This is a genomic window from Pseudonocardia nematodicida (assembly GCF_040105385.1).
GTDB lineage: Bacteria > Actinomycetota > Actinomycetes > Mycobacteriales > Pseudonocardiaceae > Pseudonocardia > Pseudonocardia nematodicida.
Window position 1 is genome coordinate 152,789 of sequence record NZ_JBEDNQ010000007.1, and the last position, 15,090, is coordinate 167,878.

15 protein-coding genes are annotated in these 15,090 nt (G+C 73.5%); 5 read left to right on the forward strand and 10 right to left on the reverse strand.

What is annotated here, in order from left to right:
• Positions 1–294: 294 nt before the first annotated feature.
• Positions 295–900 carry a DUF3000 domain-containing protein gene (locus WIS52_RS17910; protein ID WP_349299420.1) on the reverse strand — a complete coding sequence of 202 codons (606 nt, stop codon included), beginning with the start codon at positions 898–900 and terminating at the stop codon, positions 295–297.
• A 104-nt stretch (positions 901–1,004) separates the two neighbouring features.
• Between WIS52_RS17910 and hemE the strand changes: the two genes are divergently transcribed.
• The 3 genes from hemE (at position 1,005) to hemQ (ending at position 4,512) form a co-directional block, all read left to right on the forward strand.
• The gene (gene hemE / locus WIS52_RS17915; RefSeq protein ID WP_349299421.1) at positions 1,005–2,084 is read left to right on the forward strand and encodes a uroporphyrinogen decarboxylase; all 1,080 of its coding nucleotides are present in this window, start codon (positions 1,005–1,007) and stop codon (positions 2,082–2,084) included.
• Positions 2,081–3,751 (forward strand): FAD-dependent oxidoreductase, encoded by a 1,671-nt coding sequence (locus WIS52_RS17920; RefSeq protein WP_349299422.1) that lies wholly within the window; start codon positions 2,081–2,083, stop codon positions 3,749–3,751. Before hemE ends, WIS52_RS17920 begins: the two co-directional genes overlap by 4 nt.
• A gap of 65 nt (positions 3,752–3,816) precedes the next feature.
• Entirely contained in the window at positions 3,817–4,512 is a 696-nt protein-coding gene (hemQ, locus tag WIS52_RS17925) for a hydrogen peroxide-dependent heme synthase (RefSeq protein WP_349299423.1), read from the forward strand.
• Between the two features lie 21 nt (positions 4,513–4,533).
• Here the strand turns inward: hemQ and WIS52_RS17930 are convergent, their stop codons facing one another.
• The 3 genes from WIS52_RS17930 to WIS52_RS17940 form a co-directional block, all read right to left on the reverse strand.
• The gene (locus WIS52_RS17930; RefSeq protein ID WP_349299424.1) at positions 4,534–6,156 is read right to left on the reverse strand and encodes an HNH endonuclease signature motif containing protein; all 1,623 of its coding nucleotides are present in this window, start codon (positions 6,154–6,156) and stop codon (positions 4,534–4,536) included.
• Positions 6,157–7,010: 854 nt separating this feature from the next.
• A complete protein-coding gene (msrB, locus tag WIS52_RS17935) occupies positions 7,011–7,463 on the reverse strand; it encodes a peptide-methionine (R)-S-oxide reductase MsrB (RefSeq protein WP_349299425.1) in 453 nt (150 codons plus the stop codon).
• A 49-nt stretch (positions 7,464–7,512) separates the two neighbouring features.
• Complete coding sequence (locus WIS52_RS17940) at positions 7,513–7,794, reverse strand: hypothetical protein (protein ID WP_349299426.1); 282 nt, start codon at positions 7,792–7,794, stop codon at positions 7,513–7,515.
• A 71-nt stretch (positions 7,795–7,865) separates the two neighbouring features.
• Between WIS52_RS17940 and ligD the strand changes: the two genes are divergently transcribed.
• On the forward strand, positions 7,866–8,876 hold the full coding sequence (ligD, locus tag WIS52_RS17945; protein WP_349299636.1) for a non-homologous end-joining DNA ligase: 1,011 nt from the start codon (positions 7,866–7,868) through the stop codon (positions 8,874–8,876).
• A gap of 19 nt (positions 8,877–8,895) precedes the next feature.
• Positions 8,896–9,099, forward strand: a complete 204-nt coding sequence (locus WIS52_RS17950) for a hypothetical protein (protein WP_349299427.1) — start codon at positions 8,896–8,898, stop codon at positions 9,097–9,099.
• Positions 9,100–9,160: 61 nt separating this feature from the next.
• On the opposite strand, the gene WIS52_RS17955 is transcribed toward WIS52_RS17950, so the two are convergent.
• The 6 genes from WIS52_RS17955 to WIS52_RS17980 all read right to left on the reverse strand — a co-directional run bounded on the left by WIS52_RS17955 (position 9,161) and on the right by WIS52_RS17980 (position 14,929).
• Complete coding sequence (locus WIS52_RS17955; protein WP_349299428.1) at positions 9,161–10,129, reverse strand: DNA polymerase domain-containing protein; 969 nt, start codon at positions 10,127–10,129, stop codon at positions 9,161–9,163.
• Positions 10,129–11,106 (reverse strand): glycine betaine ABC transporter substrate-binding protein, encoded by a 978-nt coding sequence (locus tag WIS52_RS17960; protein WP_349299429.1) that lies wholly within the window; start codon positions 11,104–11,106, stop codon positions 10,129–10,131. The genes WIS52_RS17955 and WIS52_RS17960 overlap by 1 nt, the downstream gene beginning before the upstream one ends.
• 199 nt (positions 11,107–11,305) lie before the next feature.
• A complete protein-coding gene (locus WIS52_RS17965) occupies positions 11,306–12,274 on the reverse strand; it encodes a glycine betaine ABC transporter substrate-binding protein (protein ID WP_349299430.1) in 969 nt (322 codons plus the stop codon).
• 93 nt (positions 12,275–12,367) lie between these two features.
• On the reverse strand, positions 12,368–13,183 hold the full coding sequence (locus tag WIS52_RS17970; protein ID WP_349299431.1) for an ABC transporter permease: 816 nt from the start codon (positions 13,181–13,183) through the stop codon (positions 12,368–12,370).
• Positions 13,180–14,253 (reverse strand): ABC transporter ATP-binding protein, encoded by a 1,074-nt coding sequence (locus WIS52_RS17975; protein WP_379610354.1) that lies wholly within the window; start codon positions 14,251–14,253, stop codon positions 13,180–13,182. Before WIS52_RS17975 ends, WIS52_RS17970 begins: the two co-directional genes overlap by 4 nt.
• Positions 14,246–14,929, reverse strand: a complete 684-nt coding sequence (locus WIS52_RS17980) for an ABC transporter permease (protein WP_349299432.1) — start codon at positions 14,927–14,929, stop codon at positions 14,246–14,248. The genes WIS52_RS17975 and WIS52_RS17980 overlap by 8 nt, the downstream gene beginning before the upstream one ends.
• Positions 14,930–15,090: the final 161 nt, after the last annotated feature.

Below are 15,090 nucleotides of genomic sequence, written 5' to 3' on the forward strand. Positions count from 1 at the left end.
GCTACCGCTCGTTGTCATGCCGGAGCCCTGCGCCGGCACTTGCTGGCCAAGTACAGCCACGTCGTCAACCTTCCTGGAGTCGGTCGTCAGCCCCCGACCAACACCGGAACCCGAGGGACGGAGAGAGTGGCGCTCGGCCGCCCGGGTGGGTGCCATGCGGGAGATGGTATCCCTCCATGCGGCCTAACGTCGCGTATGCATTCGAACTTCTGGCCCCCGAAGTTACATGGATGTGGGTGCGCTCCCACTCCGACGGGTGACATTTCTTCGCGGAACGTGGCTGACCAGTGCGGATCAGCCTGGAGTTCGGCTCAACGGTACTGCGCCGACCGGAGGCAGGCCCGCCGCGGTCGCCACGAGTGCCCCGAACGCGGCGGCGTGTCGCGCGAAGTCCGCGTCGCTCTCCGTAGGCGTCCAGGACGCGCGCAGCTCGACGTCGTCCTCCCGGGGTGGCGCGTCGCCGGTGTCGCGCAGCCCGCCGAAGCGGACCGAGGACGTCTGGGTGACGGTCCCGCCCAGCGCGGTGAACTCGGCGCCGGTCTGCTCGAACGCGTCGGTCAGCCAGGACCACCCGATCCGGGGGAGCATGTCGTCGCCGAGCTGACCCGGTTCCAGCCGGGCCTGGACGAAGCAGACCAGCCGGAACGTCCCCTGCCAGCGTTCCTGCCCCTCCGGGTCGTGCAGCAGGATCAGCCGGCCGGAGGTGTCGGGCTCGTCCAGGTCGTCGGTGCCGTCGCCGCGGTGGCCGATGTCGGCCTCGACGCTCGTGGCCCAGCTGAAGGGCGCGAGCCGGGGCGGGGCCTCCAGCGCGCGCACCACGAGCTCCGGGCGCGGCGCCACCGATCCGAGCGAGGACACGGCGCGGCGGAACAGCGGTGGTGGAGAGATCGCGTCCGGCACGGCGCGGAACTCTAGGCCGCGCAGGGCCTTCCGCCGGTCAGGCGCGCCGACCGGTGGGGACTGCTCGCCGCCCTTCCGCTGCTGCGTGCGACGATGGTGGGGTCATGACAGCAGGCATCTCGAGCACCCTTCCCGCGCCCTCGGACCGTCGCCGCGACCTGGCCGGGGCGCCGTTCCTCGACGTGGCGCGCGGCCGCCGCCCGTCCCGGTTGCCCGTCTGGTTCATGCGCCAGGCCGGGCGCTCACTGCCCGAGTACCGGGCGCTGCGGGCGGACAACGGAATGCTCGAGGCCTGCCTGACGCCGGACCTGACCTGCGAGATCACCCTGCAGCCGGTGCGCAGGCACGGGGTCGACGCGGCGATCCTGTTCTCCGACATCGTGGTGCCGCTGTACCTGGCCGGGATCGGCGTCGACATCGTGCCCGGCACCGGCCCCGTCGTCGACGCGCCCGTGCGCACCGCGGCCGACGTCGAGGCGCTGCCCGAGCTCGCCCCCGAGCAGGTGGACCCGGTGACCGAGGCGATCGGGCTGCTGCTGCCCGAGCTGGGGGACACCCCGCTGATCGGTTTCGCGGGCGCGCCCTTCACCCTCGCGTCCTACCTGATCGAGGGCGGGCCCAGCCGCAACCACGAGAAGACGAAGGCCCTGATGCGTTCCGAGCCGGACGTGTGGCACGCCCTGCTCGGCAAGCTGGCCCGGCTCACCGGCACCTTCCTGCACCGTCAGGCCGCCGCCGGGGTGGACGCCGTGCAGCTGTTCGACTCCTGGGCCGGCGCACTGTCCGAGCGCGACTACCGCGAGTTCGTCCTGCCGCACTCCGCCGAGCTCCTGGGCTCGCTCGCCGGGACCGGGCTGCCGCGCATCCACTTCGGCGTCGGCACCGCGGAGCTCTACGGCGCGATGACCGAGGCCGGGGCCGACGTCATCGGGGTCGACTGGCGCACCCCGCTCGACGTCGCGGCGGCCCGGGCCGGGGGAGCGGTCCCGGTGCAGGGCAACCTCGACCCGGCGGTGCTGTTCGCCGGGCAGGACGCGGTCGACGCCGAGGTGGTCCGGATCGCCGCCGAGGGTGCCCGCGCCCCCGGTCACGTGTTCAACCTCGGGCACGGTGTGCTCCCGCAGACCGACCCGGACGTGATCACCCGGACCGTCGAGACGATCCACGCCCAACCGGCCGGTTGAGTCCCTCCCGTCCGCCGCGCGTCGCCGTCGTCGGTGGCGGGATCTCCGGCCTGGCCGCGGCGCACCGGCTGCGCACCCTGCTCGGGCCGTCCGCGGAGATCACCCTGCTCGAGCAGCGGGACCGGCTCGGCGGTGTGCTGCGTACCGTCGAGCTGGCCGGTGCCCCGTTCGACGTGGGCGCCGAGGCCTTCCTCGTCCGGCGGCCCGAGATGACCGACCTGCTGGCCGAGCTCGGCCTGTCGGCGTCGCTGACCCACCCGACCCCGGCGACCGCGACGATCCGGGCCGGCGGACGCACCGTCGGAATGCCCCGCGGGACGCTGATGGGTGTCCCCGGCCGCGACGCCGTCCTCGACGGGGTGCTCTCCGACGCCGGACTGCGCGCGGTCGCCGCCGAACCGGACCGGCCGCTGGACTGGACGGCCGGGAGCGACACCGCGCTCGGCGCGCTGCTGCGGGACCGGTTCGGCCCCGAGGTCGTCGACCGGATCGCCGACCCGCTGCTGGGCGGGGTGTACGCGGGCCGGGTCGACACGCTCGGCCTGCGGGCGACCGTCCCCGCGCTGGCCGCCGCGCTGGACGCGGGTGCCCGGTCACTGACCGAGGCCGCGAGCGTGGGCATGGCGTCGAGCGGGCAGAAGGCCGGCACGCTGGCCGCCGGGCCCGGTGCCGGGTCCCGGTCGGGGGCCGGCGGCCCCGGTTCCGGTTCCGCGGAACCGGGCGAGCGGCGTGCGACGGGCGTCGTCGGTGGGCCGCACGGGCCGGGTGGCGCGGTCCCTGCCGCAGTGCAGCCCGCCGCGGCCGGGCCGGTGTTCGGTGCCGTGCGCGGTGGGTACCGCGAGGTGGTCGACGCCCTGGTCGACGCCGCGGCCGTGACCCTCCGGACCGGGGTGACGGTGCGCGAGCTCCTCCGGCTGCCGGAGGCGCCCGGCGCCGAGCCGCCGGGTGCACGCGGCCGGGCCGGTGACCCGGGGGAGCCGGGTGCCGACCCTCGTGGGCCGTCCGGTGACCCGCGTGGCCGGGGCGGCGGCTGGCGGCTGGTGCTCGGCCCGGTTCCTGCGCCCGAGATCGTCGACGTCGACGCCGTGCTGCTGGCGGTCCCGCCGCCGGCGCTCCGCCGGCTCCTCGAGCCGGTCGTTCCCGCGGCGGCCGGCGCGGCGGCCCGGGTCGCGCTGGCGTCCTCGGCGGTCGTCGGGCTGGCCTACCGCGCGTCCGACGTCGCCGCCACCATGCCCACGACCTCCGGTTGCCTGGTCGCCGCCGACGAGCCCCTGTCGGTCAAGGGCGTCACCCACGCCTCGACCAAATGGGCCCACCTCGGCACCGACGGCCTCGTGCGGATCCGCGCCTCGATCGGCCGCTTCGGCGAGGAGGCCACGCTGCAGGTCGAGGACGACGAGCTCGTCAGCCGCACCCGCGCCGACCTGCGCGAGCTCGACGGAGTCGACGCCGAGCCGGTGGCCGTGCACGTCCAGCGCTGGGGCGGCGGGCTGCCGCAGTACGGCGTCGGCCACGGCGAGGTCGTCGCGGCGCTGGAGTCGGCCGTCGCGGCGGAGCCGGGCCTGGCCGTCGCCGGGGCGATGCTGCACGGCGTCGGGGTGCCGGCCTGCGTCGGGTCCGCCCGTGCCGCGGCCGAGCGGCTGGCGTCGGCGCTGCGGCCGGCCTGACCGGGCCCCGCGGGACCGGGCGCCGTGCTCAGGGTCACCCCACCCCGCGGCGTAACATCCCGGCCATGGCCCGCGTCGACGTCAAAGCGATCAACGAGACCATCCGCTACACCATGTGGTCGGTGTTCCGCGTCGAGCCCGGCCGGCTCGGCGACGACCGCAGCGACGCCGCCCGCGAGGCCGGTGAGTACCTCGACTCGCTGGCCAACAAGGACGTCGCCGTCCGCGGTGTCTACGACCTGGCCGGTCTCCGGCACGACGCCGACTACATGATCTGGTGGCACGCCGCGGAGATCGAGTCGCTGCAGGCCGCCTACGCCGACCTGCGCCGCACCACCGCGCTGGGGCGGGCGTCGGTGCCGGTGTGGAGCCAGACCGCGCTGCACCGCCCGGCCGAGTTCAACAAGAGCCACGTGCCGGCGTTCATGGCGGGCGAGGACCCCAAGGGCTACGTGTGCGTCTATCCCTTCGTCCGGTCCTACGAGTGGTACCTGCTGCCCGACGCCGAGCGCCGCACCATGTTGGCCGACCACGGCAAGGAGGCGCGGGACTACGCCGACGTCCGCGCCAACACCGTCCCCGCCTTCGCGCTGGGGGACTACGAGTGGATCCTCGCGTTCGAGGCCGACGAGCTGTACCGGATCGTCGACCTGATGCGGCACCTGCGCGGGACCGAGGCACGGCGGCACGTCCGCGAGGAGATCCCGTTCTACACCGGGCCGCGCGTCGAGGTCGGGGACCTGGTCACCTCCCTGCCCTGATCTGCCCGCCCACCCGCCGGCTCAGGCCGCGGCGCGGTGGGCGACCCGCGGCGGGAGCAGCGCGTCGAGGATCGGCTCCGGATCGAGCCGATCGCCGTACCAGTCCGGGGTCAGGCTGGTGCGGCCGAGCCGCAGCCCGGCCCGGGTGTTGATCTCGACCACCCCATCGGAGAGGCCGGTCAGCGGTTCGCCGGCCCGCGGGACGGGGCTTCCGTCCGGTCGCCGGACATCCCAGCCGCCGCTGTCGCCGATGAGTATCAGGTAGCCGTGATCATGGACCACGCGGTGGTGGTGGCTGCAGAGAAGGATCAGGTTGTCGATGTCGGTGGGCCCGCCGCGCAGCCACGGGCGGACGTGGTGGGCGTGCAGGTGCCGGGTGCGGTCACAGCCGGGGAACCGGCACCCGCCGCCGTCGGCGCAGTCCCGCGCGGTGAGTGCGGCGATCTGGGCGGGGGTCGCGAGCCGGCGACGGCGCCCCAGGTAGAGCCGATTCCGCGCACGGTCGTCGAGCAGGACACGCACCCGCGCGTCGCAGGCGAGCCGTTCCGCGGTCGGCGTCGGGATCTCGGGGCCGTCGGCCAGGCGGGCGGTGCCCGTGCCGACGTCGAGGTGCACCACCACCTCCACCGCGCCCCGGGCGACGACGGGGCCCTCCGTCTCCTCGTCGGTGTCCCTGACGAGGTCCAGCAACGCGTCGGCCCGGCGGGCCGCCGTGCGATCGACGGCCGGTCCGGGTTCCCGCTCGACGATCTGCTCGTCCAGGTCCGCCGGGCGACCGGCGTCGGAGTGCCGCGTCGGTACGGGTGCCGGCAGCAGCGCGTCGATCGCGGCGATCAGCACCGCACCCTCCTCGGGCGTGAACCGGCCACGGAGCACCAGGGAGCCGTCGGTGTCGTGGTGCCAGGACAGGGAGCGGCGCGCCGCCAGCTCCGACGGGGGAGCGGTGCGTCGGCGGACCGCCCGCACGACGGTCTCGACGTGGCTCGCCGTTCCGGACAGGGCCAGGTTCAGCAGTACCCGCTCGGCGACCTCCGGATCGTGAGCGGCCGGTGGCGTCGCGGGGTCGGTGTCGGTGTCGGTGTCGGTGTCGCGAGATGTGGACACCGCGGGATCGGCCACGGCTGCGTGGCCGGCGGACGATGTCGATCGGGTCGCCGACTCCGGCTCGGTGACCGGCTCCGCTGCGGCAGCCGGGGAGCCCGGCCCCTCGGGAGCCGTGCGCGGTAGCGGGACGGCGGCCGCGGAGGCGGGCGGGGCCGCGGAACCCGAGCCGGCCGTGGCTCCGGCGTACCGCGCCAGCGCGGCGGTGTCCGAGCCGGTCACCCGGGTCAGTGCGCGCACCTTCGAGTAGGAGATCCGCCCCGCCGCGAAGGCCTCGGTGATGCGGGGCAGGTTCGTCAGGGCGTGGGCGACGCGCAGGTGTTCGGTCGCGGTGCGCATGCTCATCCCGGCCCGCCAGGACAACCAGTGCGCGCAGGACCGCACGCCGACCCCTGCCCACCCGCCGCGGCGGTCGAACTCGGCGAGGAGCTGCAGGAACCGGCACTCGGCTGCGGCGATGTGCCCGGCCAGGCCGAGCAGCTCGGTCTCGAGGTCGGGCAGGGTCAGCGTCGACGGGGTGGACGGGTCGGCGGTGGCGGGCATCGGAACCTCCAGGGCTCGAATTCATGTTCGAACCGAGTGTGGCACCGGGGTCCGACAACGAGCGGCGACCGTGATCCGCGGCGGCCCGGGTCGTGGTGGCGCTCCGACCGGCTCGGAGTACCGGATTCCCGGTCTCTCGGTCTCCAGGTGCCCGTGCCCCGGCTGCCCGTCGCATCCGGTGTCCTGGCGGCCGTTGCCCTGGTGCCCGGAACTCCGGTGTCGCGTTCCGCGGAACGCGACACCGGATGCTCGGCACCGTGCGCGCCGTCGACGGCGACGGCGACGGCACGCGGGTGGGCTGGACCTCGCGAGGGCCGGACGACCCGGAGAAGGGGGCGGATCCAGGCCCCGTCGGCAGGCCCCGTCGGCAGGAGCCGGCGGTCGGGCTCGCCTCCGATCGGAGACGCCGGACCGCCACGTTCCGCGGAACGCGCCGAGCGACGGTCGCGCGGTGCGGCTCGGGTCCGCCGCGTTCCGCGGAACGCGACCTGCGATCGGCTGCGCTGTCCCGCGGGGTTCGAGCACCGAGGCGCTGTCGTCTCCGCGGGAGGCGGGCGACGAGGCGGTGACGGTTCGGACGAGGCGACCGGCACCGTCGATCTCCGCGGAACCCGATCGGCGGCGGTCCTCAGGAGGGATGTCGTGGTGTCCCGCGGAACGCGGTGCGACCGACGCCGCCGGTCCCGCGGGCCAGGTGAGGCCGTTCGGATCGGCGCTCCGCGGCGTACGCGGCCGTGCGGCGTCGCACGTCTGCGCTCGTCGGGAGTCGCGCCGTCAGTTGCGCACCTGATCGCAACCGGCTCCGCCCGGTCGTGCGCGGTTCCGCGGAACGCGGGACCGCGTCGGGCGCCGGGCTACTCGCTCGGCTCCAGGCTGAGCGAGACCGAGTTGATGCAGTAGCGCAGGTCGGTGGGCGTTCCGTAGCCCTCACCGGCGAACACGTGCCCGAGGTGGCTGTGGCAGTTCGCGCACAGCACCTCGGTCCGGGTCATGCCCAGCGTGCTGTCGGTGCGCTCGATGACGGCGTCCCCGGCGAGCGGGGTGAAGAACGACGGCCACCCGCAGTGCGACTCGAACTTCGTCTCGCTGCGGAACAGCTCGGCGCCGCACGCCCGGCAGCGGTAGACGCCCGTGCGCTTCTCGTCGGTGTACTCACCGGTGAACGGCCGCTCGGTGCCGGCCTGGCGGAGCACCTGGTACTCGGCCGGGCTCAGCTGGGCCCGCCACTCGTCGTCGGACTTGACGACCTTCGGGGCGGGCTCGGTGCTCGTGGTGGACTCGTCGGTACCGCGGCTGAACAGACCCATGCGACCACGCTAACCCTTTCCCGCGGGCCGCCGCTGGGATCGGTGCGGCTCAGATCCAGGTCGTGACCACGAAGACGACCGCGTTCGCGATGACCCACGCGGCGAACAGCAGCATCAGGACGGTCGCGGCGACGGCCGCCGTCCGGCGCGGTCCGCGCAGCCGGTTCGCCGACTCCGCGAAGTCGCCGACGCCCTGGATGTAGCCCTCGACCGAGCACGACGGGACCCGCTGCATCCGGTCCAGGTGCGCGGCGAAGGCCCGGGCGTCCGGGTCGTCGGGGTCGAGCCCGACGAGGTCGTCGTCGAACCGGGGAGACCGGTCGTCGCTCATGCGCCCCACGATAATCGGCGCCGCCGTGCCGGGGGCGGTAGGTTCGCGCGGTGGCGAGCCGCGACGTCGTGATGCTGCAGGTGGACGGGCCGGACGGCCCCCGGGACGTCCGGCTGACCAGTCCGGACAAGATCGCGTTCCCGAAGCTCGGGATCACCAAGCGCGAGGTGGTGGAGTACTACCTCGCCGTCGGCGCGCCCATGGCACGGGCGCTGCACGAACGCCCGACCAACCTCAAGCGCTTCAACGACGGCGTGGACGGCGAGCCGTTCTTCGTCAAGCGGGTGCCCAAGGGGGCTCCCGACTGGGTGCGGACCTGCACCGTCACGTTCCCGAGCGGCCGGAAGGCCGAGTCGGTCGCGGTGACCGAGCCGGCGACGATCGCGTGGGCGGCCAACCTCAACACCCTCGACTTCCACCCGTGGCCGGTGCGCTGCGCGGACACCGACCGCCCCGACCAGCTGCGGATCGACCTCGACCCGCAGCCGGGCACCGACTTCGCCGACGCCGCCGTCGTCGCCGGGGTGCTGCGGGAGGTGCTGGAGGAGGCCGGCCTGACCGGCTGGCCCAAGACCTCCGGCGGCCGGGGCCTGCACGTCTTCTGCCCGGTGCGTCCCGAGTGGGACTTCGTCGAGGTCCGTCGTGCGGTGATCGCGATCGCCCGCCGGGTCTGCCGCCGGATCCCGGAGCGGGCGACCGTGGACTGGTGGAAGGAGGAGCGCGGCGAGCGGGTGTTCCTGGACTTCAACCAGGCCGCCCGGGACCGCACCATCGCCTCCGCCTGGTCGGTGCGCGGGCTCCCGGACGCGACCGTGTCGATGCCGCTGGGCTGGGACGCCGTCGCCGACGTCGACCCGGCGGAGTTCACCCTGCGCACGGTCCCGGGGATCCTGGAACGCCACGGGGACCCGCACGAGCGGATGGACGAGCAGCCGGGCGGCTGCGAGACCGCGCTGCGGTGGTACGCCGAGGACGAGGCCGAGCTCGGGCTGGGGGAGATGCCCTACCCGCCGGAGTATCCCAAGATGCCCGGCGAGCCGATGCGGGTGCAGCCGAGCCGGGCACGGTCCCGCGAGGCGTGAACGGTGGGAGGATCCCACCGTGTACGCGTACCTCGACGACGGTCCGCACGCCGGTGAGCGGATGCGGATCGAGCCGGGCGAGGACGGCCGCCCGCCGCGCACCGTCGACCTGACCGGGCCGGACGGCGACGCGGCGCGCTACGAGCTCCTCGGCCCGCACCACAACGACGACTGGTGGATCTACCGCCGGGCCCGGGGGACCGGCGGCGGCAGATCGGGCTGAGCGGCGCGGGCGCAGGAGAGCGGGCGCAGGAGAGCGGGCGCAGGAGAGCGGGCGCAGGAGATCAGCTCTCGCCGCGCTCCCGGGCCCGCTTGCGGCGCTTGCCCTCGTGCATCGCCTGCACCCGCGGGACGGGGATGCGGTGCCCCTCCTCGACGACGTCGGCGGGCAGTGGGGCGGGCGCGGGACGCAGGTCGCGCCACGGGTCGGTGCCGCCGAGCAGGCCGGCCGCGGTGCGCACCGTGAAGTCCGCGGGCGTGACGTGCTCCAGGTCGTCCCAGGCGACCGGGAAGGACACCGGCAGGCCCGGCCGGGCCCGCGGGCTGTAGGCGGCTACCAGCGTGGCGCCGCCGGCCCGGGTCGGGTCCAGGAACACCCGGCCGCCCCGGTCGGCCCGGATGAAGGCCGTGGTGGCGGTGTCGGGCCCGAGCGCTTCGGCGCGTGCGGCGAGCGCGCGGGTGGCGGCGAAGGCGTCGTCGATCGCCAGCGGCTCGCTCAGCGGGACGACCAGGTGCAGGCCCTTCGCACCGCTGGTCTTCACGGCCGCGTCCATCCCGACCGCGTCCAGCGCCGTGCGGACCAGCTGGGCGGCGGCCACGACCTGCGCGAACCCGCCGTCGTCGGGTGGGTCCAGGTCGATCACGAGCTCGCCGGTGGTGGTCGCGTCGTGCGGCAGCAGGGTCGGGTGGAGCTCGATCGCCCGCTGGTTGCCGAACCACAGCAGCGTCCGGCGGTCCGGGCACAGCGGGTAGTGCACGGTCCGCTGCGACGACGCCGCCCAGACCGGGAGCGTGGGGATCCGGTCCGGCGCCCCGCGGGGCAGGTTCTTCTGCATGAACGGCGCCTGTCCCGGCCGGGCGCGGACGACCGACAGCGGGCGGTCGGCGAGGCCGGGCAGGATCCGGTCGGCGAACGCGTCCAGGTGGTCGACCAGTTCCCGCTTCGTGACTCCGCCGGCGTCGTCGAACAGCGGCGCGTCCAGGTTGGTCAGCTCGACCCCGTCGCGGACCTCGTCGACCGACCGGCCCGCCATCAGGGGCTCCCGATGAAGCCGCGCTCGGACAGCCAGTCCCGTGCGACGTCGCGTGCGCTCTCGCCGTCGGCCGACACCCGGCCGTTGAGCTCCTGCATGGTGTCCTGGCCGAGCGCCTGGGAGATCGGGTCGAGGACCCGGGCGATGTCCGGATTCCGGTCGAACACGTCCTGCCGGATCGTCGGGACCGGGCTGTAGGTGATGTGGTAGCCGCGGTCGTCCTCGAGCACCCGCAGCCCCAGGCCCGGGATCCGGCCGTCGGTGCCGGCGACCTCGCCGAACAGGCAGACCCCGTCGGACGTGGACTGGTAGATCACGTTCTGGTCGAGGACCTGGACGCGGTCCGGCGGGAACTCCGTCTCGTAGGCCTCCTGCAGCCCGCGCAGGCCGTCCTCACGCGAGTGGTACTCGGCCTCGACGCACACCGTGCCCGGCTGCCCGGACCCCAGGTAGGCGGTCATGTCGCTCAACGTCCGCAGCCCCAGCCGGGCGGCCGTCGCGCCGGCGACGGTGAAGGCGTAGGTGTTGTCGAACCCGGCCCGCTCCAGCCACACCACGCCGTTCTCCCGCCGGTCGCGCTGCTGGAGCTCGTACAGCACCTCGCTGTCGGACAGCCGGCGGGTCTCACGCAGGAACGACGCCCACGCCGTCCCGGTGTACTCCCAGTACAGCGAGATGTCCCCGGACAGCAGCGCCTGACGGGTGGTCTCGGTGTCACCCACGTCGCACCGGTCGGTGACCGAGGCGCCGGCCGACTCGAGGGCGGCGATCGAGATCTGGCAGAGCAGGATCTGCTCGTCGAAGTCCTTGGAACCGACGACGTAGGTCTGGCCGGAGAGATCGACGTCGCGGGCCAGGGAGCCCGGTTCGGAGGACGTGAACCCGGAGCATCCGGTCGCGAGCAGGACGACGGCCAGCAGGGCGGCGGTCAGCACCACGGCGGACCGCCGGACGCGGCGGGCTGGGGAGTCCTTCACGTGCTGTCTTCCTGCGGGGCGTGGGGCGGGGGACGGCGGAACGATCGATCCTGGTCAGACGACCACGGAACGGGTCGCCGCGCAACGGGCGGCGCCGGAACGGGTGGATGCGGAACGGCCCCGCGCTCCGCCCGTCGTGCGGGCGGAGGCGGGGCCGTGCCGTAGTGCGGTGCTGCCGGTGGGGCCGCGGAAGCGGACCTCAGCCGATGAAGCCCTCCTGGGTCAGCCAGTTGCGCGCGACGGTCCGCGCGTCCTGGCCGTCGGAGGACACCTCGCCGTTGAGCCGCAGCATGGTGTCCTGGGTCAGCGCGCCGGCGATCGGCGCCATGACCGCGCGGACGGCCTCGTTCTGGTTGTAGGTCTCCTCGCGCACGATCGGCGCCGCGTTGTAGGTGACGTGGTAGCTCTTGTCGTCCTCGAGCACCGTCAGGCCCGGACCGGGGATGCGGCCGTCGGTGGTGAACACCAGGCCGAAGGTGCAGGTGCCGTCCTGGGTGGCCTGGTAGATCGGCCCGGTGGCGAGCACGTCGAGCCGGTCGCCGACCTGGAAGTCGTAGGCCTGCTCCAGGCCGCGGAGGCCGTCGTCGCGGGAGTTGTACTCGGTCTCCACGCAGACCCGGCCCGGCTTGCCGTCCCGGATGTAGGCGGCCATGTCGGACAGCGTGACGAGGTTCTCCTCGCGCGCCTTGTCGCCGTTCACGGCGAAGGCGTAGGTGTTGTTGAAGTCCGCCTTGTCCAGCCAGACGAGCTGGTTCTCCTGCAGGTCGCGCTCGGCGACCAGGCGGTAGAGCTCGTTGTCGTCCGGGATCCGCTCGGTCTCCTGGAAGAACGACGCCCACGCGGTGCCGGTGTAGTCCCAGTACATGTTGATGTCGCCCGACAGCAGCGCCTGCCGCGCGACGTCGGTGCCACCGAGGTTGCAGCGCGGGGTGACGTTGCCGCCGACCGACTCCAGGGCGGCGACGGTGATCTCGCAGAGCACCAGCTGCTCGTCGAAGTTCTTGCCGCCGACGATGTAGTCGACACCTTCCAGGTTGCCGGCCTCGGCGAGTGACCCGCCGGAGGCCTGGGGCCCGCTGGCCTCGAGGCCTCCGCAGCCCGCGAGGGCGACCGCGGTGACGGCGGCCATGGCCGTCAGGGCGATACGCCGGGATCGTCCGAACTTCACGTGTCCTCCAGAGAAGAATGCAGTACTGCGATTTCGGGTGGTGCTGGGTATCGGGTGTTGCTGGCTATCGGGGTGGTGGGACCGAGTGACGTGTCAGCCGGCGGACCGGCGGACGGCGTACTCGGCGAGACCGGCGAGCCAGTCCACGATGAGGGCCAGGGCGGCGACGATGGCCGCCGCGACCAGGGTTCCGGTGGGGCGGCCCAGCTCGAGCATGCCCTTGATCGGCTCGCCGAGTCCGCCGGCACCGATGAAGGTCGCCAGCGCCGCGGTGCCGACGTTCAGCACGAGCGCGACGCGCACGCCGGCCACCATGACCGGTGTGGCCAGCGGCAGCTCGACGCGCAGCAGGGTCTGCCGGGCGGACATCCCGATGCCGCGGGCGGCCTCGATCAGCGCCCGGTCCACCTGCTGCAGGCCCACGACGGTGTTGGTCAGCACCGGCAGCAGCGCGGCGAGCGCGAGGGCGACGACGGCGGTCGTCAGACCCAGCCCGAGCGGCGAGAACGCGAGCAGGATGATCACACCGAACGCGGGCAGCGCCTGCATGAAGCCGGTGAAGGCCAGCACCGGGCGCTGGAACCGGCGCGCCGCGGGACGGCTGATCGCGATGCCGGCCGGGATCGCGATCACGATGACGACCAGGGTGGACAGCCCGGTGAGCACCAGGTGCTCCCACAGCCGCTGTCCCAGCGCCTGCGGATTGATCACCGAGGCCTCGACGGCGTCGAGACCCTGCGCCGCCGCGTAGCTGAAGACGCCGATGAGACCGAGGACGGCGATGAGCGGGTTGACGATCAGTCGCTTGTCGAGCTTCCGGCGCGGCTGGCGCGCCACCTGCTCGTCGGCCGCGCGGCCGGCGCCGGTCTCCTCCGGCGCCTCGGCGGTCTCGAACGCGGGGGCGCTCACACCTGCCCCTTGGTCTTCAGGCCCTCGACGAGGTCCTTCCACCACAGCGCGCCCTGCAGCTTCTGCTGGTCGTCGACCACGCCGACCAGCTCGGTCTGCGAGTCGAGCATCAGGTCGACGGCGTCGTAGACGGTGCCCGAATGCGGCACCGTGACCAGCTTCGGCATGACCTCGGTGCCGGGGAGGTAGGCCCAGCGCACCGGGCGGCCCTCGGCGTCGGCCTCGTAGGTGGGCGAGCCGTTCCGGTCGCCGGTGCCGTCCAGGCCGACGGTCTGGAGCTCGAGCCGGGACAGTTCCAGCAGCGACAGGCGTCGCACCGCCGCGCCGGAGCCGACGAACTCGGCGACGAACTCGTTGGCCGGGTGGGTGAGGACGTTGTCCGGGGTGTCGTACTGCTGCAGCGTCCCGCCGGGACCGAAGACCGCGATCCGGTCGCCGAGCTTGACCGCCTCGGACAGGTCGTGGGTCACGAAGCAGATGGTCTTGGCGATCTGGCGCTGCAGCTCCAGGAACTCGTCCTGGATCCGCTCCCGGGTGATCGGGTCGATGGCGCCGAACGGCTCGTCCATCAGCATCACCGACGGGTCCGCGGCGAGCCCGCGGGCGACGCCGACGCGCTGCTGCTGCCCGCCCGAGAGCTGGCGCGGGTAGCGGTGCCGGTAGTCCTTGGGCTCCATGCCGACCAGGTGCAGCAGCTCGTCGACGCGGGCCGAGATCCGGTTCTTGTCCCAGCCGAGGATCCGCGGCACGACGGCGATGTTGTCGCCGATGGTGAAGTGCGGGAACAGCCCGACCTGCTGGATGACGTAGCCGATCTTCCGGCGCAGCTCGTCGGCGTTCACCTCGGTGACGTCGGCGCCGTCGAGCACGATGCGGCCGGTGGTGGGCTCGATCAGCCGGTTCATCATCTTGAGCGAGGTGGTCTTCCCGCAGCCCGAGGGCCCGATGAACATCGAGATGGTGCCTGCGGGTACCTCCAGGTTCAGCTCCTGGACGGCGGGCGCGGTGGACTTCGGATAGGTCTTGCTGATGCCTTCGAGGGCGATCATCGGCTTGCCGGAATCAGACACGGATCCCCCTCGGGGTGGTGAAACGCTGCACGATCCAGAAGACGATCTCGTAGACGGCAGCCACGACGAGGCAGCCGAGCGTGGCCGCCAGTACCTGGTTGAACGAGTTGACCGACCCGAGGCGGGCGAGGCCGAGGATGAGCGACGACCCGAAGCCCGGGCCGTTGATGGCGCCGGCGACGACGGCGACGCCGATGATGATCAGTACCGCGACCCGGATGCCGGACAGGATGACCGGCCAGGCCAGCGGGAGCTGGATGGTCAGCATCCGGCGCAGCGGGCTCATGCCCATCCCGCGCGCGGACTCCAGCACCGCGTCGTCGACCGAGGACAGCCCGGCCACGACGTTGCGCAGCACCGGATAGATCGCGTAGATCGTCAGGGCGGTCAGCGACGGCGTCGCCCCCAGCCCGAGGACGGGCTGCAGCAGGCCGAACAGCGCCAGCGACGGGATGGTCAGCGCCGCCGAGCTGACGATCAGCAGGCCCTCCATGGATCCGGCGCGCACCGGCCGCTTCCAGGAGTCCGGGGTCAGCCGGTTCGTGTGCAGCAGCGTGCCCGCCGCCAGCGAGATCGCCGCCGCGATTCCGACCGCAAACAAGACCAGCAGAAAGTGCTGCTGGCCGTAGAACACCAACTGGTCGAGTTGTGAACCGACATAGGTGAAGAAATCCACCGTGCTCCTTCCGCCCGGATCCCCGCCCGCCGAGCGGTCAGGCTCACCGGTCCCTCAGCACCTCTCGTCGACCGGTGCCGGCGGCGTTACAGGTGGCCGGTTCGACGAGGGCGGGCCTTCCGCGGCCGCCCCGAAACCCGGGACGACCTGCGATGACCCTG

What these genes read in the sequence shown, in the direction of transcription:
- hemE (WP_349299421.1), top strand. Translation starts at nt 1,005, where the DNA reads ATGACAGCAGGCATCTCGAGCACCCTTCCCGCGCCCTCGGACCGTCGC.
- hemQ (WP_349299423.1), top strand. Translation starts at nt 3,817, where the DNA reads ATGGCCCGCGTCGACGTCAAAGCGATCAACGAGACCATCCGCTACACC.
- WIS52_RS17930 (WP_349299424.1), bottom strand. Translation starts at nt 6,156, where the DNA reads ATGCCCGCCACCGCCGACCCGTCCACCCCGTCGACGCTGACCCTGCCC.
- msrB (WP_349299425.1), bottom strand. Translation starts at nt 7,463, where the DNA reads ATGGGTCTGTTCAGCCGCGGTACCGACGAGTCCACCACGAGCACCGAG.
- WIS52_RS17940 (WP_349299426.1), bottom strand. Translation starts at nt 7,794, where the DNA reads ATGAGCGACGACCGGTCTCCCCGGTTCGACGACGACCTCGTCGGGCTC.
- ligD (WP_349299636.1), top strand. Translation starts at nt 7,866, where the DNA reads ATGCTGCAGGTGGACGGGCCGGACGGCCCCCGGGACGTCCGGCTGACC.
- WIS52_RS17955 (WP_349299428.1), bottom strand. Translation starts at nt 10,129, where the DNA reads ATGGCGGGCCGGTCGGTCGACGAGGTCCGCGACGGGGTCGAGCTGACC.